We start from the raw sequence: 25,921 nt of genomic DNA on the forward strand, positions 1-25,921 counted from the left end.
CATTGGTGTGGCAATACCGCTCTGGATCGCGCTCTTCCGGAAGGTGATGTTAAATAATTTTGTGCAAAATCGATAAACCTGTCCTAGGCTCCGAACTGCTAATCGAACTGCTATCTATTTCATTGAATACCTTGGAGCCTTGTATTTCCAAGGGGGATATTTTCAGGAGAAATTGCATGCGGAACCTGCATAAGCGATGCGCCGTAATAACCCTCACCTCTTTGTGTTTAACCGCTAACGTTTATGCGGCCCCCAACGCTGCTACCGACGCAACCAAGAAAGCCAATCAGGCCGTTGCGGACTACCTTCCCTTCGCCAACAAGCAGGACTTCGAAGACGCTAAAAACGGCTTTATCGCCGACCTGCCCAGCCCCGTGATCAAGGGCGAAACAGGCAATACCGTTATCGACCTTTCGCAGTACGACTTCCTGAAGAAGGAGGGCCCGACTCCAGATACCGTTAACCCTAGTTTGTGGCGCCAATCGCAGATTATGGCTGGTCGTGGTCTGTTTAAAGTGGTGGACGGCATCTACCAGGTTCGCAACATCGACTTGGCAAACGTCACCTTCGTGCGCGGGAAGACCGGCTGGATCGTCATCGATCCGCTGACCTCTACAGAGACCGCGAAGGCTGCACTGGCGTTGGTCAATGAAAAAGTCGAGAAACTGCCCGTCACAGCGGTGATCTTCACGCACTCACACGTCGACCACTTTGCCGGCTTGCGTGCAATCGTCGACGAGAAGGATGTGAAAGCCGGCAAAGTACCGGTAATTGCTCCTGAAGGTTTCATGGAGGAAGCCGTCAGTGAAAACGTGTTCGCCGGCACTGCGATGAGCCGCCGTGCCTCTTACATGTATGGCAACCTGCTGCCGAAGAACCCTCAAGGCAACGTCGGCGGAGGGCTGGGCCTGACAACCGCAGCGGGGACTATCACGCTGTTCGAGCCGACCAAGCTGATCAGCAAGACGGGTGAGAAGCTTACAGTTGACGGTATCGACATTGAGTTCCAAATGGCGCCCGGCACCGAAGCCCCCGCTGAAATGCTGTTCTACTTTCCGCAATTCAAGGTGCTGGACCTGGCAGAGGATGGCAACCACACCCTGCACAACATCCTGACGCTGCGTGGTGCCAAAGTGCGCAGTGCGAAAAAATGGGCAGATACGCTGTCTGAAACCATCGCCATGTGGGGCGACAAGGCTGAAGTTTCCATGGGCAGCCACCACTGGCCGCAATGGGGCAAGGAGCGGGTTGTCGAGCACCTGGGCAAACAACGCGACCTGTATAAATACATCAATGATCAGACCCTGCGTATGGCCAACGAGGGCATGACCATGCATGAGATCGCCGAGAAGTTTGTACTGCCCGATAGCTTGGCCAAGGAGTTCTACAACCGAGGCTACTACGGCGACCTCAAGCACAACGTCCGCGCAACCTATCAACTCTACCTGGGTTTCTGGGACGGCAATCCGGCGACATTCAACCCGCTGCCACCGGTGGACGAAGCGAAGAAATTCGTTGAAATGGTCGGTGCCGATAAAATGCTCGAAACGGCCAAACAAGCCTATGACAAAGGTGATTATCGCTGGTCAGCCACGGTCAGTAACAAGGTCGTTTTCGCTGATCCCGAGAACAAGAAAGCGCGAGAGCTGGAAGCCGATGCCTTGGAGCAGATGGGTTATCAAGCCGAGTCCGGCCCGGCCCGGAACTTCTACCTGTCAGGTGCCCAGGAGTTACGCGGCGGCGTGAAGAAAATGGCCACGCCGAACACCAGCTCGCCGGACATTATCCGCGGCATGACCACCCAGATGTTCCTCGACTTCCTGGCCATTCACCTGAACGGACCAAACGTTGCGGACAAGAGCTTTACGTACAACCTGGAGTTTCCTGATACCAAAGAGAAGTACCTGTTGACGGTGAAAAATGGCGTCATGAACTATGCGTTGAACCAGCATGATGACAAGGCAGACGGCAGCGTCTCGCTCAATCGCAGCACCCTTGACGATATCGCCTTGGGCAAACTGAAGCTGGGCAACCTCTCCGAAAGCGGTGAAGTGAAAATCGAAGGCGACAAGGATAAGTTCAAGAGCCTGTTGGCCTACTTCGACAAGTTCGATTTCTGGTTCACCATCGCCGAGCCTTAGTCGTTTCGTTTCTCCAATCCAGCGCAGCGCCCCGCAAGAGGGCGTTGCGTACTACGCGTTTACGTAAATGACCATTAAGGAGCGGTACATGAAACTGACCAATATTGTGGGCTCGCTAATGATTGCCTCCCTGGCTATTACGGGTTGTTCCAGCAAGACCGTACAGCCTGACGAGTATTCCGGATTTCTTAAAGATTACAGTCGCTTGAAAGAGGAGAAAACGCCTTCCGGTGCACCGGTAATGCGTTGGATCGACCCTAAACTTGATTTGACTAAATACACCAGCTTTTACGTTGAACCGAGCCAGTTGTACCCGAAACCGCAACCCACGGAGAAAATCCCTCAAAGCACGTTGACGGGGATCACCAGCTACTACGATCAGGCGCTCAAGCGTGAGTTTGGCAAGTCATTGCCGTTGGCGACTTCACCAAGCCCAACCTCAATCATCATTCGCCCGGCTATTACTGCAGTTAGCAGCAAAACCGAAGGTCTGCATTTCTATGAAGTGATCCCGATTGCATTGGTCGCAGCCGCCGTGAGTACAGCGACAGGTATACGAGACCAGGAAACCGATTTGGCAACCGAGGCAGTATTTCTCGACGGTTCCACTAATCAAGTCCTGGCCCAGGTAGTGCGTAAAGGCACGGGGGAGTCGCTGGAGAACGACAGCCAGGTAATGAAGGCAACGGACGTTAAAAAAGTGCTCGACAGCTGGGCCAGCGAAATGAGTCAGACCTACCAAAGCCTTAAGCACAAGTAGTTCGTTTGCTGGAGGAGCGACGGGCGGCCATGGTGAATGGTCGCCCATTTTTAAGCTCGGCGTGATGACGGTAAAAAAGCGGCATGAAAAAAAAACGGTTGGCATTATTAACGTTCTGCTTACTTTTTTTGGTCGTCATTTGTCCATTGGGTGTAAGCCTGTATATCTCCCATGTGCGCGCGCAAAAACTGTTGAGTGATGACGTGCTGGAGTTCGCCTCGCGCACGCTGATGCGCGCAGAGCGAGTTTTAATGCAGGCTAATCAAGCGCTAGGAGAGATAGAAAAGTCCCCTGAAGAAGGTTGCAGCCCAGACCATTTGAGATCACTGCGTCGTATTTCCTTTACCTATGGGTACGTGCAGGAAGTCCTTTACCTGGAAGGACAAAAAGTCCGCTGTTCTTCGATGCGAGATATTGTCAACGAGATCGTGTTGCCCGAACCTGACTCAATTGGGCCGAGAGGCTTATCCGTCTGGTATCAAGCTGAAAATGATCTGGGTATCAACCAGATCATGATCGACCTGCGACTAGGGCATCACGCGGTCGTTATCGATCCGGCTTCCTTCGTTGATATCGTTCCGCTGGGCGATCTGATTAAGCTTGGGGTGATCGACCTCAGCACTCATAAAGTTATTTCCTCATGGCCCGGCGCTGATAGCGCGGCATTGAGCAACGCCTCCAAGAAGGATCAAGAGTCGTTCGTGGAAAACGACAGATTTTTCGCCATACAGCGATCTGAAAATTTTCCAATCGCGGTGGTTGCTTACTCCCCCCTGGAGCAGCTCAATATTGCTTGGCAACGCCAGTTATTCATCTGGATGCCCTTCGGGGTACTCGTCAGTGGGTTGGGAGCCACGTTGCTACTAAAACTACTGCACCAGCATTTATCCCCCCGCCGCCAGCTGCAAGAGGCACTGCGTCTGCGTCAGTTTCAGGTGCATTACCAACCGATCATCGACTTGTCGAATAACCGTTGTGTAGGTGCAGAGGCGTTGATGCGCTGGCAATTGCCGGATGGCCAATATGTCTCTCCTGATATATTCATTCCAATGGCGGAATCGTTCGGACTGATACAGGCGCTCACGGATCAACTAATCGAGCGAGTATTCAACGACATGGGCGCGTTTTTGGCGGGCCATCCCGACGTGCATATTTCCATCAATTTATCGGCGCCAGACATGCAAAGCCTGAGGGTCTTCAAGTTACTGGAGCAGTATTTGACTCGCTTTGGTGTCTCGGCCAAACAACTTTGTATAGAGGCCACAGAGCGCGGGTTTATAGACGCAGAACTGACCAAACCGGTGATCAATACCTTCCATCATGCAGGCCATCCGGTTCATATCGATGATTTTGGTACCGGCTATTCAAGTCTTTCTTATCTTGAATTTCTGAAAATCGACGCCATCAAAATAGATAAATCTTTTGTGGATACACTCGCCACCGAGGCTGCCGCTTCAAAAGTTGCCCAGCACATTATCGAGATGTCCCATAGTCTCGGGTTGTACATGATTGCCGAAGGCATTGAGAACCCAGCTCAAGCCGATTATTTGCGCAGTCGAGGCGTGCAGTATGGTCAAGGCTGGCTGTTTTACCGCGCCATGCCATCCGGCGAGTTCTTGAACTTGATGAGCAGTGCCCAGGCGGAATAAGCGTTGCGCTAATACCTCTATTCCGATTTGCTTTGCCATTCTCTGTTGAATCAAGCATTGGCTGAATAACCGCCGAATAGCGGTTTTTGGCCGTTTTCTACCGCTCCTGACTCTCAGCTATCGACAAGAAACTCGCCGTCAAGAGACGATCTCTTTTTTGTCGCATTGGCAGAAAATGAGGTCGTTGGCACCGTTCTCGCGCAAATGGGGAGGGGACGTTATTGCCCCTTCCGTCGCTTGCACTGAACGCTGGCCAATCCACTCGCTCTATCGCAGACACCGTCCCGAGAGTAGTCCGATGTTCGAGCAGCGAAAGAAAGAGGCACTGGCCGAGTGGCGCAAACTGGCGACGCAGGCCCAATTGCGCATGGACGCGGAAGAACAATATGACGAGTTGCTCAAGGCCGCCGATGACATGGAGCTGCAAGGGTTGATCACCGGTGCCGAGTGGCGCCAGTTGGTGCGCGACGCGGGCAGTGTTTTTACCCGGCCGACTTAAGCCAGGCATCTTTTCCTTTCAACTTACCCGACCTTTCTTGCGCGCCGATTGATCGGATCGGGCGTGCCGCGACGTCTTCAGCAGTTGCGCAAAAACCTCTTTGTCGACCGGGCGGCTCATGAAGTAACCCTGAACCTCGTTGCACTGATCCTTGCCAAGAATCGCCAGTTGCTCTTCGGTCTCGACGCCTTCCGCTGTCACCGTCAGGCCCATGGCTTTGCCCAGTCCGATGATCGCCTGAACCACCGCGCGGTCATTGGTGCCGCTGCTGATGGAAGCGATGAAGCGTTTGTCGATCTTGATGCCGTCGAAGGGGTACGCGCGCAAGTAACCAAGTGACGAATAGCCAGTGCCGAAATCGTCCATGTTCAATCGCACGCCCAGTTCCTTGAGGGCGTTCATGCTGGTCAGCGCACCGTCGGTGTCGACGAGCATGACGTTCTCGGTGATCTCCAGTTCCAGGCGACTGGCGGGAAAACGAGTCTGTACCAGCACCTCGCGCACGTCATCGACGACATTGCTGAGGGCGAATTGCGCAGGTGACAGGTTGACCGACAGGAGTATGTCGTCGGGCCAGGTCAGCGCCGTCTCGCAGGCTTCGCGCAAGACCCAGCGGCCGAGCGGGACGATCAGATCGGACTGTTCGGCGAGGCCGATGAACAGGTCCGGCCCCAGCAGTCCTTGAGTCGGATGTTGCCAGCGCACCAGCGCTTCAACCGAAACGATATGTTTGCCATCGACCTTGTAGCGGGGCTGGTAGTGCAAGACGAATTCGTTGTTTTGCAGAGCCGAGCGCAGGTCGATTTCCATTTGCCGCCGCGCCTGAATCTGGTCGCTCATGTGCGCTTCAAAATAACTCCAGGTGTTCTTGCCCTCAGACTTGGCCTGATACAGCGCGATGTCGGCGCAGCGAATCAGTTCGCCGGGCACAAAGCCTTGCTGGCGGCTGAGAGCGATGCCCATGCTCGCACCAATGTGCAGCGGATGGTGCTCGAAAATCACCGGCTGATGCAGGCTGTCAACCAGACGCTGGCAGAACTTGTCGACTTCGTGGCGACTGTCCATGCCGTTGAGCACCACCACAAATTCGTCACCGCCCAAGCGCGCAACAATGTCGTGTTCGCGGGTGCATTCGCGCAGGCGACTGGCGACTTCCTGCAGCACGGCGTCGCCGGCCGGGTGGCCGAGGGAGTCGTTGATCGGTTTGAAATTGTCCAGATCAATCACCAGCAACGACAGGGGCGGCGCGTGTTCCTTGAGGGCCAGCGCATCATCCAGATAACGCGCCAGTTGATTGCGATTGGGCAGGCCGGTGAGGGCGTCGTGCATCGACAGGTGCTGAATCTGGGCGTGCGCCGCGACCTCATCGGTGATGTCGCTGGCGGTGCCGCGATACCCCGTCACCGCGCCTTTATCGATGATCGGCCGCGCCGAGAGCCGGCAATGCCGTTGCTCGCCGGCATGATCGCGATAGGTGCAGCGCAAGTCGCTGGCATTGCTTTGTTCAGGCAGCTTCTTCAGCCACAGGTCCAGCGGCGTGGTATCGCAGACCAACAGTTGCTCGATGTCGCGGCCCCGCCATTGCGCGTCGCCGTACCCGGTGACTTCGCTGAAACGCGCGGAAAGGTAGGTCAGGCGCAGGTCGTGGTCGATTTCCCAGATCCAGTCAGACGCGGCTTCGGCCACCGCACGAAAACGTTCTTCACTGGCTTCCAGCGCCTGATTGGCCGTCTCGAGTGCCTGATTGGCGGCTTGCAGGGTGCTGAAACTGTCGTCGACGTAGCGTGACGAACGCAATGCATGGCGAAAGAAGTACGCGGTCAGCAACATCAGCACCACCAGAGTTGCGCCGAGTGTTGGCAGCAACGTGCCCAACAATTGCTGGCCGGGCCTTTCCAGATCGGCGATCAGGCTGTAACCGGTGTTTTCCAGCGGCACCCGCGGTTGTCCCTTGCTGATGGTTTGATCCTGGGCCAGCGCCAGACCATGCAAACCGTAGGCGCTGCCGATCTGCAGCAGTTTGCTCGGTGTGAGTTTGTCGACGAACACCAGCACTGACGTCTGTTTCGGGTCACCCAGCGGGCGTTCATCGTTGGGCAGAATCGCCGCCGCCGTGACCAGTGCCGGCCAGCCCTCAAACAATGAGTATGCACTGACGGGGAGGGTGAGGTCGCTTTGGCTCTGCACCTGTTCGATCAGGCTGGAGGCAGCCAGCTCAAGGTACGCGGAGACGTCGGCGTCGACCTTTTGCCCGTCGATCACGGCGTATTTGGTGCGCTGCCGGTCGAGGACGAAAACGCCGTCATAACCGTCAGTGGTGAACAGGGTCTTGCCCAGATTCTGCTCGGTGTACGCCCAATCGATGTCGACCTTCGCATGCAGGCGCTCGTACGCGGTAGTCCAGTCGGCGTAACTGGTGATGTAGCTTTTTGAGGCGGCGATGCGGTTATCCAGCGCACGCGCGGCGTAGAACTGCGTTCTGTTGACGTCCTCGCTGTCCAGATGCGCAGCAATCCCCAACAACGCCGCACTGGCGGCCAACACGCCAACGATAAACAGCGCACCGACGGCAAGCGCCAACCGGCGAGTGACGGCTCTTTGCAACGGCGGAACAGGCACAGCGGGGGTGGCAATGTCCATTAGCTCGTCCTTGATTCCGTGTCTACGCATCTAGAACAACGGCCCTCACGCAATGTTCAGTTTGTTCTTTGCGAGCGCGGGGAGGGGCTAGAACGAGTCTAGTGGGTTTGGGCTGATTTGCGCTTGCCGGGGGCGGGGCGCCAGACCAACTGCACAACACATCATGAATCTGACTAACGGCTTTTGTGAATTCTATTCGTTTTCAATCGTTCACTAGTGCGCCATAAACTACGCCTCAATCGTCGGCAATACGAATGTTGCTGAACAAGAAGTTGAAAGCTCGAAACACACTGAAGCGCGACAAGCACATTCAGGTTTGTCTCGAAAAGCATGGTGTCGAATGACTATGAATAAAGAATTTGCATTCACGATCAAAAGTATTTGTTTTGACGAGCATTATCACCCCTCGGAAAACACGCGCATCACGACGAACTTTGCCAATCTGGCCAGAGGCGAGAGTCGTCAGGAAAATTTGCGCAACACTTTAAAAATGATCGACAACCGTTTCAATGCCCTGGCGCACTGGGACAACCCTGAAGGTGATCGCTACGCCGTCGAGCTTGAAATCATTTCCGTTGAAATGAATGTTGACGCTGAAAGCAGTGGCAATGCCATTCCGCTGATTGAAATTCTGAAAACGAAGATTGTCGATCGCAAAACCAACGAGCGCATTGAAGGGATTGTCGGCAATAACTTCTCCTCCTATGTGCGAGATTACGACTTCAGTGTGCTGTTGTTGGGGCACAACAAGGCTCGTCCAGAGTTTGCGGTGCCGGAGAATTTTGGCGAGTTGCACGGAAAGCTGTTCAAGTGTTTCGTCAATTCAAGTGCTTACAAAAGCCATTTCAAAAAACCCCCGGTTATCTGCCTGAGCGTTTCGAGCAGCAAAACCTATCACCGGACTGAAAATCAGCACCCTGTGCTGGGTGTTGAATACCAGCAAGATGAATACTCGCTGACGGATGAATACTTCAAGAAAATGGGTTTGAAGGTTCGCTATTTCATGCCTTCCAATAGCGTTGCGCCGTTGGCCTTTTATTTTGTCGGCGACTTGCTGGGTGATTACACCAATCTTGAACTGATCAGCACCATCAGCACGATGGACACCTTCCAGAAGATTTACCGGCCCGAGATTTACAACGCGAACTCTGCCGCCGGGAAGTCCTACCAGCCAAGTTTGCAGCATCAGGACTATTCATTAACCCTGATTGTTTACGACCGCGAAGAGCGTAGCCGACTGGCGATTGAGCAGGGCAGGTTTGTTGAGGAGAACTTCATCAAGCCCTACCAGACGGTTCTTGAACAGTGGTCTGCCCGTTACGCACTTTGAATAATTGAAGAATACAAGGTCATTTATTGTGAAAAAGCTATTACCCACTTCAACCGCCGGCAGCCTGCCAAAACCGTCATGGCTTGCGCAACCCGAGACGCTTTGGTCGCCCTGGAAACTGCAAGATGAGCAACTGACCGAAGGCAAACAGGATGCCTTGCGCTTGTCGCTGCAAGAACAACAACAGGCCGGCATCGATATCGTCAGCGATGGCGAACAAACACGCCAACACTTCGTTACGACGTTCATCGAACACCTCAGCGGTGTTGATTTCGAGAAACGTGAAACCGTTAGAATCCGTGATCGCTATGACGCGAGCGTACCGACAGTCGTGGGCGCCGTGGCTCGTCAGAAACCGGTGTTTGTCGAAGATGCGAAGTTTTTGCGTCAACAAACCAGCCAACCCATAAAGTGGGCGCTCCCAGGCCCGATGACGATGATCGACACCCTTTATGACAGCCACTATAAAAGCCGTGAAAAACTCGCTTGGGAATTCGCCAAAATACTCAATGAAGAGGCCAGAGAGTTAGAGGCGGCGGGCGTCGATATCATTCAGTTTGATGAACCTGCCTTTAACGTGTTCTTTGATGAAGTCAATGACTGGGGCGTTGCCACGCTGGAAAGGGCGATTGAAGGCCTTAAGTGTGAAACGGCAGTGCATATTTGCTACGGCTATGGCATCAAAGCCAATACCGACTGGAAAAAAACGCTGGGGTCAGAATGGCGCCAATACGAAGAAGCCTTTCCAAAGCTGCAGAAGTCGACAATCGACATCATCTCGCTGGAATGCCACAACTCTCACGTCCCCATGGACCTTGTCGAGTTGATTCGCGGTAAAAAAGTCATGGTAGGGGCCATTGATGTGGCCTCCAACACCATTGAGACACCTGAAGAAGTCGCCAACACCCTGCGCAAGGCACTTGAATTTGTCGCTGCCGATAAGCTCTATCCTTGCACCAATTGCGGCATGGCTCCGTTGTCTCGGCAAGTGGCACGCGGCAAGTTGAACGCGTTGAGCGCGGGCGCAGACATTGTACGCAGAGAATTGTTAAACCAGGTCTAAGGGTTCCAGAAAGTCCGCCGGGATCTGCCGGCGGGCTTCCAACGTTCAAATTGCGCTCAATACCCAGGATTCACCATGTCACCTTCAGATCCTGCTATCGAACCGTTGCACTTTCGCGAAGCGCTCGGGCACTACGCGTCGGGCATCACTGTTATTACATCGCACATAAATGGCCAGCCGATTGGCTTCACTTGCCAGTCGTTCTACAGCGTGTCGGTGAACCCACCGTTGGTGTCATTCAGCGTAATGTCCAGTTCGGCCAGTTATCCGGGGATTCGCCAGGCCGGACGATTCGCCGTCAATATCCTCTCGGGCGAGCAGGTTGGAATTTCCAACCAGTTCGCACGCAAGGGTACGGACAAGTGGCACAACGTCGAATGGCAGAAATCCCCGCTGGGTAACCCGGTCATTGTCGGCAGCCTGCACTGGCTCGATTGCGAAATTCACGCCGAACACACCGCCGGTGATCACCTGATCGTGATTGGCGAGGTGAAAGCCTTGAACCTTCAAGAAACGGCGACTGTGCAGCCATTGCTGTATTTCAAAGGGCAGTATTGCAACATTGCTGGCGTTAACGTCGCTTGACCACCAGCGTCCCGACGAATCGAGAGATTGGATGGGGGAGAGCAGGTACGGATTTTTTTGTGAGTGTTCAGTTGGAAAAGTGATTAACTCGCAACGAAAACAGCCACACAAGACTCTTGAAACAATGACTTTACGTTTTAGCTACGTTTGGCTGTTGCCATTGCTTGAAAAGCCCTACGACGCCGTGAAGCTCGACCTTCCCGCGGCCATAGCCGCTCTGAAAATCAAAAGCGCATTACCCGTAGATATCTCGTTGCGCCAGTTGCTGGTAACCGCATTGGAGTCCGACTCGGAATACTGGTCTGGACTAGCGATCAAATGGCTGGACGACGGATTTCCCATCGACCACAACCTGTCTGCACTGTTGCTTCAGTGCGCATCTCGTAAAGTGCTTTCACAATCCGCTCGCCATAAAGCGTTCAGTCTTGCTCGGCGCTGGGAGAAACTGAACAGGCACCCCGGCAGAAGCATGCAGGTCGCGTACTTGAAAGAAGCGTTAGAGCTTCAGGTTCTTGACGTTTCTGACATCGTTCGCTGGGCGGATGAAGCGATAAGTGAACAGGCTGATCCTCCTTATGAGCTGATTGAGCTGGCTCTGATGAGTCAATCAAACCGGTTCGATACGGCGCGCCAACTGCTGCGGGTTGCAACGCCATCCATGAGCAGTGCAGAAGTCTTGCCGTACGTACTCGCTGCAGCACATCAAAAACTTCTTGAAGCACCGGACTTCGGAAAGGTTTTAGCCGAGGAAATGTATCGTTGCTGGGCCAAGGCGAACGGTGATTTCCCTGAAGCGCTCCGTCCGTTCGGATATTTCGACGACGCCTACGCTCTGGCTGAAAGCGAGACCTTTGGCACGGTCGATCAGATCCACCGAGAGCTGCTTGAGTTTACGGCAGGGTTCGTGAGTTGGGTTTGGCCTCCATGAAGCGTTGAGGAGCCAGGAAGGAAGGCAATCGCGCCCGGTGGCGCGGCCGGGCTTCAAACCGGCTGCCTTCCGCCAATTTCCTACCGGTTAGCTCAGTGCTCGGCGGGTAGTTCGAGGTTATCCAGCGCCCGATTCACCGCCAGTTCGCCGAGCATCACCACCTGCTGAATGCCCAGCAACGTGTGGCGATAGGGCGTGTCGAGCAGTCCCGAAAAATCACTCAACATCACACTGGCCGAGGCTATCGACACACAGGCGTGGGCCAGCAGCTCTTCGGTTTGATCGCGGCGGCAACGGTGAACATCGTGCTGGGTTGGCGTGGCGGTTGGTCGTCGAGGGGGGATCAGGTAGTGGTCGAGCGCGCGTTCGGCGGCGTCGTGGAGTTATTTCGAGTTGAAGGATTCGTAAGGGGGGCGGTTTCGGGAGGGGTGGGTGTGGGTTTGAACATGCGTGAAGCTCCTTGATTTAGGGAACCGCCACGGTTCGCTGCGAAACGAAGGAGGTGGCAGCTGTACGCAGGTTCGCAGACCGGAAATCAAGGAACCCGGCATACCCGAAGGTATCCCGCGCACAGCCGCCATTACGCGACGCCATCGACCGAAGCCGATGGCGAACGAATTAATGTCAGCGCTGATACGGAATCAGCTTGTCCTTGTCCATTTCCGTCAGCAATTGATCGAGCATTTCTTGCTTGTTTCTGTTCTTGGGCGATGGCACGTACCAGGCCAGCACGCTCCAGCCTTCGCGGGAATAGTTGTAGGTCTTGAGCAACTGGCCGTCCTTGAAGACCGAACCGCGCAAGTTGTCCTGATAGTGATAAGGCACAGGAAGGGTGAACAGCGTGAGGACGTTGAACATCGCCAGATAAGGGGTTTCACCCGACCACGGTTCGGTAATCAGCAAACTGTAGCCGTTGCGGGTGTAACCGCCGTCGAGCATTGAAAAGGCACCGGTGTTTTTCAGCGCCGAGATGGTTTCAGTCTGACGGTACTCTTCGTGGCGGGTGTTGACCGGCCCCAGGCCCAGGGTCACCGGGACATAGGCCTGAGTCGCGTGATAGTCGAGCGGTGGCAGCGTGTTGGCGCAGCCGCCCAGCGTCAACAGGGCGCCGAGCAGCGCACAAGACTTGATCGCGGCAAGCTTCATTGCTCAGCCCTCTCGGCCGGGATCAAGCGATCGTGTTGCACGTCCTGGGCAAAGGCGCGGGCGATGCGACTGAGGTTCTGGCCTTCCAGTTCGCCGCCCTGATCCAGCAGCCAGGTGTATTTCTGGGTGTTGTTGCGATAGGTGTATTGCTTGAGGCGTTTGTCGCCTTGATACACCGAGAACTCGGCCTCTGTGTCGTACTCCTTGGAGAGCGGCAACATGAACAGCGTTGCGCAGCTCAACAACACCACCGGAAACGGCGGAAATTCGCGATGCATGTTCAGTTTGACGTGGACGTTGTACGCATCGTCTTTGCCCGTGCCGGTTTCGATGGCGCGAAACACCCCGGTCTGACGCAGGTGATTGCGCAGGGGTGAAGACTGCAGCGGATCGTCGACCAGAACATGGATAGGCATCAGGTAATCCTGGCCGTCAGCCAGCGTGCGCTCTGGCAACGTGTTGGTCGCCGTGCAACCGGCAAGCAGTGCCAGGCTGGCGACAGTAACGAGTTTTTTCATGGTTTGACGTCCAGAGCAGCACCCGGCGCGGTGCCGGCAAAGATGTAGGGTTCAGCGCGTTTCAGATCGAGGTTGAGCGGCTGCAGCGTCGGCAATCCGGGAACCTGGCGTTGCGCGAAAACCGCGTCGCGGCTGCTTTGATCGCGCCACTGGAATGCGCAGAAGTTGCCGGTCAGGCACATCGAGCGAAATTCGCCGATGTAATAAGCCTTGCCTGCTTCAAGACGCAGCGGCAGGTTGAACTTCTCTCGGGCTTCCATGGAGCTATAAACCGTGCCCAGCCCGGGCGTGTAGCGCGCGGAGAAAAACTGGAAATCGTAGAACTCGTAATCGCCCGGTTTGAGCGGCAGAACGAATACGCTCGCGGCACCGCGACCGTCCTGAACATCCTGCGGCGTGGAGAAGGCGCCGGCCATTTTCCAGATGCCCGCAGCGCCGTATTCGGAACCGCGCTTGCGGAAAAACAGACGCTGGTTTTCGGCGGGGGACAGCTTGAACAACTGCGGGCCAAGAGACCCGACCAGATAGGCCACCGGCTCACCGGCCGCGGGTTGCAAGGGTTCGCTGACCCACGAAGCGCTCTCGGTGATACAGCCACTGAGCATCGAAGCCAGTACGGCGGCGGTCGCTACTTTTAATAGATGACGCATGAACATCCTTGAATCTGCACGTTTGATGACGTTCCGGCGAGGAGGTCAATCAAAGCCTTCCTGGCCGAACGTTTTTTGCGGGGTGCGCAGACTAAGGCAAGTAGTGGCATTTGGCTAGCCGCTTAGGCGAAAGCGATTAGACCTTTTCAGGCTTTTGACCCTGTAACATCGGCGCACCCTGTCAATGGAATGCCGGTGACCCGATTGAACACCACCACCCGACGCATCGCGATCTGTTTCAGCCTTCTGGTTTGCGCAAATGTGGCTGCATGGCTTTATTTTGTGATCGCTCATGATTCGCCGACCCATGGAATGGCGATGATCAGAACCACACAGCCCCTGACGATTGTTGGTCCCGACGGCGATGAAAGCCGTTATGTGCTGCCACCAGGCACCACGCTTTATGAAAATAAACACTTCCCGGAAGGCTTTACACGCTACGTGGTTTATTTCAATCACAAAGGCGTGGTTGCTCATGAGCAGGTGGTGATGGAGGCCGAGCACGACGGTTCTTATATTGATCCGTTGTGGCTCGAGGATGTGGCTGGCGATTAAGAGCGGGAAAAGCACTTCCTCTTAATCCGTCAAAACCCCAACGGGTACTGCACCACCACATAAACCCGATCAATATCATCCCCCGCCTGCGCCTCATTCGCCCGGTGCGAAACGTGCGAGAGCTGCACCGACAGATCCTTCGCCGCGCCCGATTGCACGATGTATTTCAAATCCACATCACGCTCCCAATGTTTGCCGCCTGCGCCTTGCTGCGGCTGGTAGTCACCAGAAGCGGCGTCGAACGGGTTGTAGGCGCCGCCCCTGGGGGCGTGGGTGCCGTCGATGTGGCTGCCGCTGACGTAGCGGGTCATGAACGTCAGGCCGGGGATGCCGAAGGCGCCGAGGTCGAGGTCGTAGCGCGCTTGCCAGGAGCGTTCGTGGGCGCCGTTGAAGTCGGCGTATTTGATTGAGTTGGCGAGATAGATCGAGTCGCCGCCGACGAAATCGAACGGTGTGTCGCCGTTGATGCGTTGCCAGCCGAGCATCACACCGTGCGGGCCGAAGCTGTATTTGCCGGACAGACTGAACGCTGTGTTGTCGATGGCGCCGGCCAGTGCGTGACCGGTATCGCGAGTCTGATAGAGGTTGGCGTCGAGCAGTACGCCGGACTGTTTGAAATGCAGATTGCCGTAGTACTGGTGCCAGGTATCGCTGAGTTCAGAGGCGTACAGCGAACCGCCGACGGGGCTGTCGCTGAACAGATCGGCGCCGAGAATACTGATGCCACCGGCCTCGGTGTTGGCGCCGTAGCCATAGAAGTCGTCGTGGCCGGAGGAGCTGTCCTGATTCTTGAACGCGGTGAAGTGACCGGCCGTGAGGCTGACGTTGTCGATCTCGCGGCTGGTTAACAGAAAACCGCTGGCGTATTCGGGTTGCAGGCGTTTGTCCGATGTGTCGAAAAGCGGGGTTTCGACGGTCATCTCACCGAATGCCAACGTGGTACGTGAAACCTTCAACTTGAACGCGCCACCCGCGTCGGCGTAATCGGATTCGCTGCGACCGTTGCTGTCGACCGGCAATAATCCGGTACCGGAATGGCCCTTGCCGCCGTCGAGTTTCAAACCGAAAAAAGCATGGGCATCGACGCCGAAACCGACAGTGCCCGACGTGTAGCCAGAGGTGAACGAGCCGATGAATCCCTGCGCCCATTCCTGTTTGTAGTTTTTGCCGGCAGGCGAGGGCGAGCGGTAGTCGTTGCTGAGGAAGAAGTTGCGACTCAGCACTTCGGTTCTGGCGTCGTCGAAGAATTCGCTGGCGAACGCGGCATTGCCCGCCCCGCACAGCAAAACCAGCAGCACAAGGCGCGGAGGGCAGGGAGGCATCATGTGTCAGTGACCGGCATCAACGGAAGATCTGCCGATGATGGCCCGATTGAAACGACGAATATTGAGCAGGTGTGCTGAATGGCTCGGGCAAACCGCAATCCCTGTGGGAGCGAGCAAGCCCGCTCTCACAAGGTGTTATGGGTTACAGAACGCCGTATTCGCGGGCCGTGCGATCCACGGCTATGCGCGTCTTGTCGATCAGTTCATCCAGCTCCAGACGCGTGGCAACCAGTGCCGGCGCCATGATCATCCGCCCCAGTGTCGAGCGAATGATCAAGCCTTCCTCAAACCCGATCGTGCGGCAGCGCCAGGCTATATCGTTTTCGTTGGCAAAGCGTTTGCGGGTGGCTCTGTCCTCGGCGAACTGCAACGCCGCCACCAGCCCGACACCCTGAATCTCACCCACCAGCGGATGATTGCCGAACACTTCACGCAGGCAGTTCTGCAGGTACGGCCCGGTGTCGGTTTTCACTTGATTGACCACGCCCTCATCGCGCAACGCCTTGAGGTTGGCTATCGCCACCGCTGCCGCCACCGGGTGCCCGGAGTAGGTGAGGCCGTGGGCGAACACGCCGCCCTTTTCCACCAGTGCTTCGGCCATGCGCCGCGACAGGATCAAGCCGCCCATAGGGATGTAGCCGGAGGTCAGGCCTTTGGCAATGGACAGGGTGTCCGGTTCGAAACCGAAAGTCTGGTGGGCAAACCATTCGCCGGTGCGACCGAAGCCGCCAATCACCTCGTCAGCGCACAACAACACGTCATATTGGCGGCAGATGCGCTGGATTTCCGGCCAGTAAGTGGCGGGCGGAATGATCATGCCGCCGGCGCCCTGAAACGGTTCGGCGACAAACGCCGCGACCTTGTCGGCACCGAGTTCGAGAATCTTGTCTTCCAGTTGGCGTGCGGCTTTCAGACCGAATTCTTCCGGGCTGAGGTCGCCTTCGTGGGCGAACCAGTACGGCTCGTCAATGTGTGCCACGTCGGGAATGGTGCCGCCCATCTCATGCATGAATTTCATGCCGCCCAGTGCCGTCGCCGCGAGGGTCGAGCCGTGGTAGCCGTTCCAGCGGCCGATCATGATCTTCTTCTCGGGCTTGCCCATCACCTGCCAGAACTTGCGTACGGTGCGGATCAGCACTTCGTTGGCTTCGGATCCGGAGTTGGTGTAGATCGCGTGGCTGTAGTGCTTGGGCAGCAGGCTGAACAGCAGCTCGGAGAGTTCGATGACGGCGGGGTGGGTGGTGTGGAAGAACATGTTGTAGTAGGGCAGCTGTTCCAGCTGCGCGGTCGCGGCGGCGGCCAGATCCTTGCGTCCGTAGCCGAGATTGGTGCACCACAGGCCGGACATGCCGTCCAGATACCGATTGCCGTCGTTGTCCCACAACGCCAGGCGATCACCGCTGACCATCACCCGCGGGCCTTCTTCATTGAGCGCCTTCTGATCGACAAACGCGTGAATGTGGTGGGCGGCATCGGCAGCTTGAAAATCACGGGTGCTGCGAGTCGGATCGAATTCGGCGGACATGACTGATCTCCAGAAGAATTGGGCAAGTGAGTGCGTTCATTGCAGCGTTGCACGGCTAATATTTGTCATTTAAAAATATTTTTGTAAAGAAAATATTTGTCGGTGGAAAAAAATATCCGTAGGCTGAGCCGCATTGGCAAGGCACAGCAGGCAAGACATGAGCGGACTCAGAGAAAAGCAAAAGGAACAGCGCAGGGGAGTCATCGCGCAGGCAGCACTTGAGCTGTTCATCAGCAACGGCTTCGGCGCGACCACGCTTGAACAGATCGCCAATGCAGCCGCGGTTTCCGCGCCGACGGTGACCAACTACTTCGGCGGCAAACAGGAAATTCTGCTGGCATTGCTCAAGCAACCGGACGAGCAGGCAATGCGCGACGCGCGGGCCAATCTGGATGAAGACAGCGATCCACTGGAGGCGCTGTGCGAGTTCGAAGGCCTGATGACCGACTACCAACTGCAAGCCATGCCGGCTTCGTTGTGGCGTGAACTGGCGCCGTTTCTGCTTACGGGTGAACTGGCCCAGGCGTTGAGTCCATGGAACGCGGCGGTGATCGAAGAAACCAAAGCGTTGCTCAGGCACTTTCAGGACGCCGGCAAGGTGCGCGAGTCCGTCGACATCGACGTCGCGGCCACACTGTTCAATCAATACGCGAACATGGCGTTCATTCGTCTGGCGACCGAAGCCACACCTGATCGCCAAGCGCACGCGCAGCACATGCGCAGCGTGCTTAACCTGATGTGCCACGGCATGCTGGAGCGTTAGGGCGGTTAATTCACGGGTGTTACAGGACGACTGCCAGGTTGTGTTCTAGGCTCAGCGCATCCCGACAGCTGTGCCCGGCAGGAGTCCGCCATGGAAGAGAAACCGTTTATCGCGATCAGCAGTTCACGCGCATTGCTGGATGTGCTGATCCGCGCAGGGCTGATCGCCACACTGGTGCTGTTCTGCTACGACATTTTCCATCCCTTCCTCAACGTGATGCTCTGGGCGTTGATCCTCGCCGTCACCCTCTATCCACTTAATCAGAAACTCGGCGCCCGGCTGGGCAATCGCTACGGCTGGGCGGCGATCATTCTAGTGCTGTTCGGGCTGTTGATTCTGATGGTGCCGCTGAGTCTGCTCGGCGCTTCGGTGGCCGATTCGGTCAAGGGCGGCATGCACGCGATGGAGGGCGGCACGCTGGAAATACCGCCACCGCCGGCCAGCGTCGAGAACTGGCCGCTGATCGGCGCGCCGCTTTTCGGTATCTGGCAGCACGCTTCGCAGGATTTGAGCTGGGCCTTCAAGGAGCTGGCGCCGCACCTGACCAACTGGGGCAAAGTGTTGCTGCATCAGGCGGCCGGTGTCGGCGCGGGAATTGTCGTGTTTGTCGTCGCCTTGATCGTTGCCGGTTTGATCATGACCAACGGCGAGCGCGGCCACCGCACCGCCGTGGCGATCACCACGCGAATTTCCGGCCCGGTACGTGGCCCGCAGATCGCCGAACTGTGCACCGCGACCATCCGCGCCGTGGCGCAAGGTGTCGTCGGCATCGCCTTCATTCAGATGCTGCTGATTGGCGTCGCGCTGGTGATCATGGGCATCCCCGCCGCAGGGATTCTGGCGTTGATGGTGTTGCTGCTGGGCATCATGCAATTGCCGGTGTTGCTGATCACCGTGCCCGTGGTGATCTATGTGTTCGCCCATGACGGCGTCAGTGCCAGCACCATTATTTTCACCGTGTGGATCGTGCTTGCGGGGCTCTCCGACAACGTGCTCAAACCGCTGTTGCTGGGGCGCGGCGTCGCGGTGCCGATGCCGGTGGTGTTGATCGGCGCGCTGGGCGGCATGGTCACCAGCGGGATCATCGGCTTGTTTACCGGGCCGGTAATTCTGGCCGTCGGTTATGAGTTGTTCATCGGTTGGGTGGATCAGCCGGCGGACGTCACGCCGGTTCCGGACAAATCCCGTGATGTTGACCCGGAGCAAATCTGACAACCGTTCATCGCTGAACTACGCTGCCTTACGTATCCCTCTCTGGCACTCGGGCGTAAGGAAAAGGCGCATGCGAAGCAGGCTGCTGGCAGTATTGATGGTGATGTTTGCTGCGCTCTGGTCGGGATTTATCTGGGCGGTTGACGAGGTTTCAAAACCGGCTGATGAGGCGGTTGAGCTGAAGGTGGCCAACCGCAGCATCATGTTGTTCCGGGCAACGATTCTGGGCGAAGCGCCGGCGTCGAGGGTCAAACGAGCGAAGACCGTCATCAGTGAAGCGCTGGACGAAGGCGAAGATCTGAATGTCACGATCGACCCGATACAGAACAGTTATCTGGTGCTGATCGGCGCCAAACGCGCATTCATCGTTGCGCCCAAGGACATCGACACGCTGGCGTATTCCTCCGTGCAACAAGCCGCCGAAGGCGCCGCTGAAAAGCTGCGCCAAGTGGTCAGTGAAACTCAGGAAGCGCGCAGCCTGCACTTGATCCTGCGTTCCGCCGCTTTGGCCGCTGCCGCCACGCTGATTTACGTCGTGCTGCTGTGGTGCCTGGCGTATCTGCGCCGGAAAATGCTGGCGAAACTGCCGGAATTGATGGATCGCCACACCCAGGCATTGAGAGTCGGGCGGGTGCAACTGATCGACTCCAACTTCCTCTACCCACTGGTTAGCCGCTTGCTGTTGGTGCTGCGCTGGCTGGTGATTCTGCTGCTGACTTACGAATGGCTGGGTTTTGTCCTGTCGCGGTTTCCCTATACGCGGCCGTGGGGTGAAAGCCTCAACAACTATCTGTTCGAAGTGGCCGGTTACCTGCTGCAAGGCATTGTCGGTGCGATTCCCGGTCTGGGCGTGGCGCTGGCGATTTTTTTCATCGCCCGAGGCGCCACGGCATTCATGCGTCGTGTGCTTCGGCGCATGGCCACGCCGGGCACATTCAACTGGCTCAACCATGAAACCCTGCAACCGACCCAACGCCTGACCTCGTTGGCCATCTGGCTGTTTGCCCTGGCCATGGCGTACCCGTATCTGCCAGGTGCCGGCACGGATGCGTTCAAGGGTTTGTCGGTGTTGATTGGTCTGATGATTTCCCTTGGCGCCAGCAGCGTCGTCGGGCAAGCGGCGGCGGGGCTGATCCTCACCTACACGCGCACCCTGCGGCCGGGGGAGTTCGTCAAGATTGGCGAGTACGAAGGCACCGTCACCGAGCTGGGCATGTTCACTACGCGTATCCGCACCGGTCTGGGTGAGGTACTGACACTGCCCAATTCGATGATCACAGGCACCGTCACCAAGAACTATTCACGTACCGTGCAAGGCGCCGGTTACGTGGTAGATACGGTCGTGACCATTGGCTACGACACGCCGTGGCGGCAGGTCGAAGCGATGTTGCTGGAGGCGGCGAAGCGCACGTCGGGGATTCTTGAGGATCCGCCGGCCCAGGTGTTCCAGACCGCGTTGTCGGATTTTTATCCCGAGTATCGCCTGGTGGCGCAAGCCATCCCGAGCCAGCCGCGGCCGCGCGCAGTGCTGCTGAGCATGCTGCACGCCAACATTCAGGACGTGTTCAACGAATACGGCGTGCAGATCATGTCGCCGCACTATCTGGGCGATCCGCAACAAGAAAAATGGGTGCCGAAGGACAAGTGGTTCACAGCCCCTGCCGAGCCACCGAAGGATCAGTAATCGTTTGCGAGGCGATCCCATAACTGTTGCGCGGCGGACACCTCGCCAGCAAACAACCCTTCCACGATGCATTCGCCTGACAATGAAACCCAATAAAACCGGGCCATCCAGGCTTGGCACGTTTGCTGCTCTGGCTCATTCATCTCCGCAAATGTCCCGAGGACACGCCAATGAGTCAGCAAGCCGTGAAATTTGCCTACTGGGTGCCAAACGTCAGCGGTGGGCTGGTGGTCAGCAAGATCGAACAGCGCACCGATTGGGGCATCGATTACAACCGCAAACTGGCGCAACTGGCCGAAGCGGCCGGATTTGAATACGCGTTGACGCAAATCCGCTTTACCGCCGGTTACGGCGCCGAATTTCAGCATGAATCGGTGGCGTTCAGTCACGCACTGCTTGCGGCGACCAGCACACTGAAAGTCATCGCGGCAATCCTGCCCGGCCCGTGGCAACCGGCGCTGGCTGCCAAGCAACTGGCAACGATCGATCAGCTCACCAACGGCCGCATCGCGGTGAACATCGTCAGTGGCTGGTTCAAGGGCGAGTTCCAGGCGATTGGCGAGCACTGGCTGGAGCACGACGAGCGTTATCGACGCTCCGAAGAATTCATCCGCTCGCTGCGCGGGATCTGGAGTGAGGACAACTTCAGCTTTCGCGGCGACTTCTACCGTTTCGACAATTACAGCCTCAAGCCAAAACCGTTGGCCCGCCCGGAGATCTTTCAGGGCGGCAGTTCCCGTGCGGCGCGGGACATGGCGGCGCGGGTATCGGACTGGTATTTCACCAACGGCAACAGCGTCGAAGGCATCAAGGCGCAAGTCGATGACATCCGCGCCAAAGCGGCAGCCAACAGTCACTCGGTAAAAGTCGGCGTCAACGCGTTCGTCATTGCCCGCGACACAGAACAGGAAGCACGAGCAGTGCTCGCGCAGATCATTGATCAGGCCGATCCAGAGGCGGTCAACGCCTTTGGCGACGCAGCGAAACAGGCTGGCAGAGCCTCACCGGAGGGCGAGGGCAATTGGGCGAAATCGACGTTCGAAGATCTGGTGCAATACAACGACGGCTTCAAGACCAACCTGATCGGCACGCCGTTGCAGATCGCCGAACGGATCGTCGCTTTGAAAGCGGTGGGCGTCGATCTGGTATTGGCGGGGTTTCTGCACTTTCAGGAGGAGGTGGAGTATTTCGGCAAGCGAGTATTGCCGCTGGTGCGTGAACTGGAGGCTAAAGCGCAATCTTCACAGACCGCCGCGGTTGCCTGAACACCACCAGACACTGTGGGAGCGGGCTTGCTCGCGAAAGCGGTGTGTCAGAAAAGTAGCGATCAACTGACACGACGCCTTCGCGAGCAAGCCCTCTCCCACATTTTGCATCTGTGTGAGGTTACAGACCCAGTTCAGACAGCCCCGGATGATCATCCGGCCGCCGGCCCAGCGGCCAGTGGAACTTGCGTTCGCTTTCCCTGATCGGCATGTCGTTGATGCAGGCATAGCGCTGGAACATCAGGCCATGCTCGTCGAACTCCCAGTTCTCGTTGCCGTAAGAACGGAACCAGTTGCCCGAATCATCGTGCCATTCGTAGGCGTAGCGCACAGCGATGCGGGTGTCCGAGTAAGCCCAGAGTTCCTTGATCAAGCGGTAATCCAGCTCTTTCGCCCACTTGCGAGTAAGGAAGGCTTTGGCTTCTTCGCGGTTGTGGGCGAATTCGGCGCGGTTGCGCCATTGGGTGTCGAGGGTGTAGGCCAGCGAGACCCTTTCCGGATCGCGAGAATTCCAGCCATCCTCGGCGAGGCGAACTTTCTCGATGGCCGATTCACGGTTGAAGGGCGGTAATGGCGGACGCACCTGGGCTGCAGTAGACATGTTCAGTCTCCCGATCAATTTAATGTTTAAACAACAAGTCAGGCTTATTAAGGCGTTACAGGTCCAATAACTTGCGCGCCATGCATTGCGCATTATCAGCGGCACTGTGATCACCCATCACAAGCGCTACGGTAATGGCGCCGTCAATCAGGATCAGCAGCTGTCTGGCCAGCAGTTGCGGATCTTCGGCGCCATGTTCGGTACACAGCTCGCAGACGTAGTCGAGCAGTTTCTGTTTGTGGGCCTTGGCGACCAGGCGCACCGGATCCTCTGGGTCGCCGGTTTCGCCGCTGGTGTTGATGAAGGCACAGCCGCGGAAACCTTCCGAGGCGAACCAGCCCTTGAGTACGGTAAACAGGTTGAGCAGGCGATCGGCCGGAGTTTCGGCCTGATCGACGGCGCTTCGGTACCAGTGCATCCAGCGCACGTCGCGGCGTTGCAGGGCTGCGACGGTCAGCTCTTCCTTGTTGGCGAAGTAGCGGTAGATGCTTTTTCTGGAGACGCCGGCGGTCTTCACCAGAAGATCCATGCCGGTGGCCGCGATGCCACTTTTGTAGATCAACTTTTCGGTGACATCCAGAATGATGTCGCGGGTCGAGGTGTCAGTGATTTCGTTCATGCGACAAACAGTAGAACGATCGTTCTCCTTGGTCAAGGAGTTATTTCCTGATCGTTTCCACGCTCTACGTGGGCGTGGAAACGATCAAACAGGCGGGAAGACCCGAAGGATACGATGGTGTAAGCTCTCGGGTTCTTCGGATTCGACCCATTGCGAGCCCTATGCCGTTGCTTTTCAAACGTTCTCTGCTGCCCAAACTGCGCAGCTTTCCGCTGACCGCCGAGGCCGTGACCATTCTCTCCGGCGCCGCCGAATTCCGTCGTTGCCTGCTGGAGAAAATAGCCACGGCGACCCGGCGCATCTACATCGTTGCGCTCTATCTTCAGCAAGACGAAGCCGGTCAGGAAATCCTCGATGCCTTGCACGCCGCCAAACTCAAGCGCCCGGAGCTTGAAATTGCCGTAGTCGTCGACTGGCTGCGCGCCCAGCGCGGTCTGATCGGCGCCGGCAAGCAGCCGGGCAACTCGGCGTGGTATCAGGAGATGACTCGTACCCATCAAAGCGAAGTGCCGGTGTACGGGGTGCCGGTGCAGACCCGAGAGTTGTTCGGTGTGCTGCATTTGAAGGGTTTTGTCATCGACGACAGCGTGGTCTACAGCGGCGCGAGCCTGAACAACGTTTACCTGCACAAGTTCGACAAGTACCGCTTCGACCGCTATCACGTCCTGCAAAGCCGCGAACTGGCGGACTCGATGCATCACCTGGTCAAACACGGCCTGATCGAATCGAAGGCCGTGCACCGCCTCGATCTGCCGAATCTGCCGAGCACGCGCAGCCTGCGCAATGACATCGGCGACCTGCGCAGCCGCCTCAAATACGCCACTTACGATACGGCGAATGGCAGCACGGCCAGAGAAGGCCTTTCGGTCAGCCCGTTGCTCGGTGTGGGCAAGAACAACCCGTTGAACCGGGCGATTCTCGAACTGATCGCCAGTGCGCAAAAACAACTGACTATTTGCACGCCATACTTCAACCTGCCGTTGGGGGTGATCCGCGAGATCAACCGCGCTCTGGCCCGTGGGGTGAAGATCGACATCGTGGTCGGCGACAAGACCGCCAACGATTTCTACATTCCGCCGAGTGAGCCGTTCAAGGTGATCGCCGCGCTGCCGTATCTGTACGAGATCAGCCTGCGTCGTTTTGCCAAACGACACCAGCGCAACATCGACAGCGGTCAGTTGAACCTTCACCTGTGGCGCGACGGCGACAACACCTATCACCTCAAGGGCATGTGGATCGATCAGCGCTACACGCTGCTGACCGGCAACAACCTCAATCCACGGGCGTTCCGGCTGGATCTGGAAAACGCGCTGCTGATCGATGACCCGAAAGGCGAATGGCTGGAGCCACGTGCGAAGGAACTGGAGGAGATTTTCCGTCACACCACGCGGATCGAAAGTTTTAATACGTTGGAGACGCTGCCTGAATACCCGGCGGGGGTGGCCAAGTTTCTCAAGCGCGTGAGTCGGGTGCGGATCGAGCGGTTGCTCTACCGGATTTTGTAAGGTTTTAAATTTGTAGCGTTCATACAACCGCTATCGCGAGCAGGCTCACTCCTACAGGGGAACGCATTCCAACTGTAGGAGTGAGCCTGCTCGCGATGGGGCCTTAACAGACGCTAAAAAACCTTAATTCAGACCCAACTTGCCACGCAATGTGGACAGGTCTTCCGCCAAGGTATTGACCGGGCCAACCAGCGCCTTGCGGTCGTTATCCTTCACCTTGTCATAGGTTTCAAACCCTCCATCCTTGGTCTTGTACTTGGCCAGAATCTTGTCGACGGTGGCAAAGTTCTTGTCGACTTTGGCGACGAAGGCCTTGTCCTGTTTTTCGATCTGCGGACGGAACAGGTCGACGATTTTCTTCGCGCCGTCAATGTTGCCCTGGAAATCGTAAAGGTCGGTGTGGCTGTAACGGTCTTCTTCGCCGGAAATCTTCGTCGCGGCAACTTCTTCCAGCAGCGCAGCGGCACCACCGACGACTTTCTCGGGCGGAAAGGTCAGGCCGGCGACGCGGGTTTGCAGGTCTTTGACGTCGCTGTCGAGTTTGTCCGCCAACTCGTTCAAGCCCTGAGTGCTTTTTTCCGAGAACAGCGAATATTCGAGGCGGTGGAAACCGGTGAAATCATCCGCCTTCACGCCTTTCTCGTGGTCGTCGACTCGTGAGTCGATGGACGCATCAAGGTCACTGAACAGCTCGGCAATCGGCTCGATCGACTCGTAATACACACGGGTCGGTGCGTAAAGTTTTTGCGCGGTGGCCAGATCACCTTTCTTCACCGCTTCGGTGAACTGCTGGGTGTGGCTGGCCAGTTCATCAAGCTGCTCGGTAACGTAAATCTTGTAGTCCGAAACCGGCCCGACCAGATCCAGCGGTGCGGTCGCGGCGAACGCCGCCAGCGGGGTGTTGAGCAAACCAAGGGTCAGCAATAACGCGAGTGGCGTTTTTTTCATGGGGGCGGCT

24 protein-coding genes are annotated in these 25,921 nt (G+C 56.8%); 14 read left to right on the top strand and 10 right to left on the bottom strand.

Annotated elements, in window-relative coordinates; all coding sequences use genetic code 11:
- Positions 1–176 precede the first annotated feature (176 nt).
- From F2P67_RS08505 to F2P67_RS08520, 4 genes are all read left to right on the top strand, one after another.
- Positions 177–2,141, top strand: coding sequence for an alkyl/aryl-sulfatase (locus F2P67_RS08505; protein ID WP_166219385.1), 1,965 nt, complete (start codon positions 177–179; stop codon positions 2,139–2,141).
- An 88-nt stretch (positions 2,142–2,229) separates the two neighbouring features.
- Positions 2,230–2,901 (top strand): DUF3313 domain-containing protein, encoded by a 672-nt coding sequence (locus F2P67_RS08510; RefSeq protein WP_166219387.1) that lies wholly within the window; start codon positions 2,230–2,232, stop codon positions 2,899–2,901.
- An 83-nt stretch (positions 2,902–2,984) separates the two neighbouring features.
- Complete coding sequence (locus F2P67_RS08515) at positions 2,985–4,550, top strand: EAL domain-containing protein (protein ID WP_166219389.1); 1,566 nt, start codon at positions 2,985–2,987, stop codon at positions 4,548–4,550.
- Between the two features lie 298 nt (positions 4,551–4,848).
- A complete protein-coding gene (locus tag F2P67_RS08520; protein WP_166219391.1) occupies positions 4,849–5,049 on the top strand; it encodes a hypothetical protein in 201 nt (66 codons plus the stop codon).
- Between the two features lie 18 nt (positions 5,050–5,067).
- On the opposite strand, the gene F2P67_RS08525 is transcribed toward F2P67_RS08520, so the two are convergent.
- Entirely contained in the window at positions 5,068–7,689 is a 2,622-nt protein-coding gene (locus tag F2P67_RS08525; protein WP_166219393.1) for a bifunctional diguanylate cyclase/phosphodiesterase, read from the bottom strand.
- A 346-nt stretch (positions 7,690–8,035) separates the two neighbouring features.
- On the opposite strand from F2P67_RS08525, the gene F2P67_RS08530 reads away from it, so the two are divergent.
- The 4 genes from F2P67_RS08530 (at position 8,036) to F2P67_RS27745 (ending at position 11,595) form a co-directional block, all read left to right on the top strand.
- Entirely contained in the window at positions 8,036–9,019 is a 984-nt protein-coding gene (locus F2P67_RS08530; RefSeq protein ID WP_166219395.1) for a DUF1852 domain-containing protein, read from the top strand.
- Between the two features lie 28 nt (positions 9,020–9,047).
- Positions 9,048–10,082, top strand: a complete 1,035-nt coding sequence (locus F2P67_RS08535; RefSeq protein ID WP_178120915.1) for a methionine synthase — start codon at positions 9,048–9,050, stop codon at positions 10,080–10,082.
- Positions 10,083–10,157: 75 nt separating this feature from the next.
- Positions 10,158–10,667, top strand: coding sequence for a flavin reductase family protein (locus F2P67_RS08540; RefSeq protein ID WP_166219397.1), 510 nt, complete (start codon positions 10,158–10,160; stop codon positions 10,665–10,667).
- 124 nt (positions 10,668–10,791) lie between these two features.
- Positions 10,792–11,595: a hypothetical protein gene (locus F2P67_RS27745; RefSeq protein WP_246226477.1), complete on the top strand. Its 804-nt coding sequence runs from the start codon at positions 10,792–10,794 to the stop codon at positions 11,593–11,595.
- 92 nt (positions 11,596–11,687) lie between these two features.
- On the opposite strand, the gene F2P67_RS27965 is transcribed toward F2P67_RS27745, so the two are convergent.
- The 4 genes from F2P67_RS27965 to F2P67_RS08570 all read right to left on the bottom strand — a co-directional run bounded on the left by F2P67_RS27965 (position 11,688) and on the right by F2P67_RS08570 (position 13,909).
- Positions 11,688–11,822 carry a DUF6124 family protein gene (locus F2P67_RS27965; RefSeq protein ID WP_343045148.1) on the bottom strand — a complete coding sequence of 45 codons (135 nt, stop codon included), beginning with the start codon at positions 11,820–11,822 and terminating at the stop codon, positions 11,688–11,690.
- A gap of 397 nt (positions 11,823–12,219) precedes the next feature.
- Positions 12,220–12,741, bottom strand: a complete 522-nt coding sequence (locus F2P67_RS08560) for a hypothetical protein (RefSeq protein WP_166219398.1) — start codon at positions 12,739–12,741, stop codon at positions 12,220–12,222.
- Complete coding sequence (locus tag F2P67_RS08565) at positions 12,738–13,259, bottom strand: hypothetical protein (RefSeq protein WP_166219400.1); 522 nt, start codon at positions 13,257–13,259, stop codon at positions 12,738–12,740. The genes F2P67_RS08560 and F2P67_RS08565 overlap by 4 nt, the downstream gene beginning before the upstream one ends.
- A complete protein-coding gene (locus F2P67_RS08570) occupies positions 13,256–13,909 on the bottom strand; it encodes a hypothetical protein (protein ID WP_166219402.1) in 654 nt (217 codons plus the stop codon). The genes F2P67_RS08565 and F2P67_RS08570 overlap by 4 nt, the downstream gene beginning before the upstream one ends.
- Before the next feature lie 204 nt (positions 13,910–14,113).
- Here F2P67_RS08570 and F2P67_RS08575 point away from each other — a divergent pair, with 204 nt between their 5' ends.
- The gene (locus F2P67_RS08575) at positions 14,114–14,464 is read left to right on the top strand and encodes a hypothetical protein (RefSeq protein WP_166219404.1); all 351 of its coding nucleotides are present in this window, start codon (positions 14,114–14,116) and stop codon (positions 14,462–14,464) included.
- Positions 14,465–14,493: 29 nt separating this feature from the next.
- Here the strand turns inward: F2P67_RS08575 and F2P67_RS08580 are convergent, their stop codons facing one another.
- Both F2P67_RS08580 and F2P67_RS08585 read right to left on the bottom strand, forming a co-directional pair.
- Entirely contained in the window at positions 14,494–15,789 is a 1,296-nt protein-coding gene (locus F2P67_RS08580; RefSeq protein WP_166219406.1) for an OprD family porin, read from the bottom strand.
- A 142-nt stretch (positions 15,790–15,931) separates the two neighbouring features.
- The gene (locus F2P67_RS08585; RefSeq protein WP_166219408.1) at positions 15,932–17,314 is read right to left on the bottom strand and encodes an aspartate aminotransferase family protein; all 1,383 of its coding nucleotides are present in this window, start codon (positions 17,312–17,314) and stop codon (positions 15,932–15,934) included.
- A 157-nt stretch (positions 17,315–17,471) separates the two neighbouring features.
- Between F2P67_RS08585 and F2P67_RS08590 the strand changes: the two genes are divergently transcribed.
- The 4 genes from F2P67_RS08590 to sfnG all read left to right on the top strand — a co-directional run bounded on the left by F2P67_RS08590 (position 17,472) and on the right by sfnG (position 22,238).
- Positions 17,472–18,077, top strand: coding sequence for a TetR/AcrR family transcriptional regulator (locus F2P67_RS08590; protein WP_166219410.1), 606 nt, complete (start codon positions 17,472–17,474; stop codon positions 18,075–18,077).
- Between the two features lie 90 nt (positions 18,078–18,167).
- A complete protein-coding gene (locus F2P67_RS08595; protein ID WP_166219412.1) occupies positions 18,168–19,289 on the top strand; it encodes an AI-2E family transporter in 1,122 nt (373 codons plus the stop codon).
- 70 nt (positions 19,290–19,359) lie between these two features.
- A complete protein-coding gene (locus F2P67_RS08600) occupies positions 19,360–20,973 on the top strand; it encodes a mechanosensitive ion channel family protein (protein WP_166219414.1) in 1,614 nt (537 codons plus the stop codon).
- Between the two features lie 170 nt (positions 20,974–21,143).
- Positions 21,144–22,238: a dimethylsulfone monooxygenase SfnG gene (sfnG, locus tag F2P67_RS08605; protein WP_166219416.1), complete on the top strand. Its 1,095-nt coding sequence runs from the start codon at positions 21,144–21,146 to the stop codon at positions 22,236–22,238.
- Between the two features lie 121 nt (positions 22,239–22,359).
- Here sfnG and F2P67_RS08610 read toward each other — a convergent pair whose 3' ends face one another.
- Both F2P67_RS08610 and F2P67_RS08615 read right to left on the bottom strand, forming a co-directional pair.
- A complete protein-coding gene (locus F2P67_RS08610; protein ID WP_166219418.1) occupies positions 22,360–22,839 on the bottom strand; it encodes a nuclear transport factor 2 family protein in 480 nt (159 codons plus the stop codon).
- Between the two features lie 55 nt (positions 22,840–22,894).
- Positions 22,895–23,458 carry a TetR/AcrR family transcriptional regulator gene (locus tag F2P67_RS08615; RefSeq protein WP_166219420.1) on the bottom strand — a complete coding sequence of 188 codons (564 nt, stop codon included), beginning with the start codon at positions 23,456–23,458 and terminating at the stop codon, positions 22,895–22,897.
- A 161-nt stretch (positions 23,459–23,619) separates the two neighbouring features.
- On the opposite strand from F2P67_RS08615, the gene pssA reads away from it, so the two are divergent.
- Positions 23,620–24,963, top strand: a complete 1,344-nt coding sequence (gene pssA / locus F2P67_RS08620) for a CDP-diacylglycerol--serine O-phosphatidyltransferase (RefSeq protein ID WP_166219422.1) — start codon at positions 23,620–23,622, stop codon at positions 24,961–24,963.
- Between the two features lie 123 nt (positions 24,964–25,086).
- On the opposite strand, the gene efeO is transcribed toward pssA, so the two are convergent.
- Positions 25,087–25,911 carry an iron uptake system protein EfeO gene (gene efeO / locus F2P67_RS08625; protein WP_166219424.1) on the bottom strand — a complete coding sequence of 275 codons (825 nt, stop codon included), beginning with the start codon at positions 25,909–25,911 and terminating at the stop codon, positions 25,087–25,089.
- Positions 25,912–25,921: the final 10 nt, after the last annotated feature.

Source organism: Pseudomonas atagonensis, assembly GCF_011369485.1.
Taxonomy (GTDB): domain Bacteria; phylum Pseudomonadota; class Gammaproteobacteria; order Pseudomonadales; family Pseudomonadaceae; genus Aquipseudomonas; species Aquipseudomonas atagonensis.

What these genes read in the sequence shown, in the direction of transcription:
- pssA (WP_166219422.1), top strand. Translation starts at nt 23,620, where the DNA reads ATGCCGTTGCTTTTCAAACGTTCTCTGCTGCCCAAACTGCGCAGCTTT.
- sfnG (WP_166219416.1), top strand. Translation starts at nt 21,144, where the DNA reads ATGAGTCAGCAAGCCGTGAAATTTGCCTACTGGGTGCCAAACGTCAGC.
- F2P67_RS08560 (WP_166219398.1), bottom strand. Translation starts at nt 12,741, where the DNA reads ATGAAGCTTGCCGCGATCAAGTCTTGTGCGCTGCTCGGCGCCCTGTTG.
- F2P67_RS08580 (WP_166219406.1), bottom strand. Translation starts at nt 15,789, where the DNA reads ATGATGCCTCCCTGCCCTCCGCGCCTTGTGCTGCTGGTTTTGCTGTGC.
- F2P67_RS27745 (WP_246226477.1), top strand. Translation starts at nt 10,792, where the DNA reads ATGACTTTACGTTTTAGCTACGTTTGGCTGTTGCCATTGCTTGAAAAG.
- F2P67_RS08530 (WP_166219395.1), top strand. Translation starts at nt 8,036, where the DNA reads ATGAATAAAGAATTTGCATTCACGATCAAAAGTATTTGTTTTGACGAG.
- F2P67_RS27965 (WP_343045148.1), bottom strand. Translation starts at nt 11,822, where the DNA reads ATGTTGAGTGATTTTTCGGGACTGCTCGACACGCCCTATCGCCACACG.
- F2P67_RS08600 (WP_166219414.1), top strand. Translation starts at nt 19,360, where the DNA reads ATGCGAAGCAGGCTGCTGGCAGTATTGATGGTGATGTTTGCTGCGCTC.
- efeO (WP_166219424.1), bottom strand. Translation starts at nt 25,911, where the DNA reads ATGAAAAAAACGCCACTCGCGTTATTGCTGACCCTTGGTTTGCTCAAC.
- F2P67_RS08525 (WP_166219393.1), bottom strand. Translation starts at nt 7,689, where the DNA reads ATGGACATTGCCACCCCCGCTGTGCCTGTTCCGCCGTTGCAAAGAGCC.
- F2P67_RS08505 (WP_166219385.1), top strand. Translation starts at nt 177, where the DNA reads ATGCGGAACCTGCATAAGCGATGCGCCGTAATAACCCTCACCTCTTTG.
- F2P67_RS08585 (WP_166219408.1), bottom strand. Translation starts at nt 17,314, where the DNA reads ATGTCCGCCGAATTCGATCCGACTCGCAGCACCCGTGATTTTCAAGCT.
- F2P67_RS08540 (WP_166219397.1), top strand. Translation starts at nt 10,158, where the DNA reads ATGTCACCTTCAGATCCTGCTATCGAACCGTTGCACTTTCGCGAAGCG.
- F2P67_RS08595 (WP_166219412.1), top strand. Translation starts at nt 18,168, where the DNA reads ATGGAAGAGAAACCGTTTATCGCGATCAGCAGTTCACGCGCATTGCTG.
- F2P67_RS08565 (WP_166219400.1), bottom strand. Translation starts at nt 13,259, where the DNA reads ATGAAAAAACTCGTTACTGTCGCCAGCCTGGCACTGCTTGCCGGTTGC.
- F2P67_RS08515 (WP_166219389.1), top strand. Translation starts at nt 2,985, where the DNA reads ATGAAAAAAAAACGGTTGGCATTATTAACGTTCTGCTTACTTTTTTTG.
- F2P67_RS08570 (WP_166219402.1), bottom strand. Translation starts at nt 13,909, where the DNA reads ATGCGTCATCTATTAAAAGTAGCGACCGCCGCCGTACTGGCTTCGATG.
- F2P67_RS08610 (WP_166219418.1), bottom strand. Translation starts at nt 22,839, where the DNA reads ATGTCTACTGCAGCCCAGGTGCGTCCGCCATTACCGCCCTTCAACCGT.
- F2P67_RS08590 (WP_166219410.1), top strand. Translation starts at nt 17,472, where the DNA reads ATGAGCGGACTCAGAGAAAAGCAAAAGGAACAGCGCAGGGGAGTCATC.
- F2P67_RS08615 (WP_166219420.1), bottom strand. Translation starts at nt 23,458, where the DNA reads ATGAACGAAATCACTGACACCTCGACCCGCGACATCATTCTGGATGTC.
- F2P67_RS08520 (WP_166219391.1), top strand. Translation starts at nt 4,849, where the DNA reads ATGTTCGAGCAGCGAAAGAAAGAGGCACTGGCCGAGTGGCGCAAACTG.
- F2P67_RS08510 (WP_166219387.1), top strand. Translation starts at nt 2,230, where the DNA reads ATGAAACTGACCAATATTGTGGGCTCGCTAATGATTGCCTCCCTGGCT.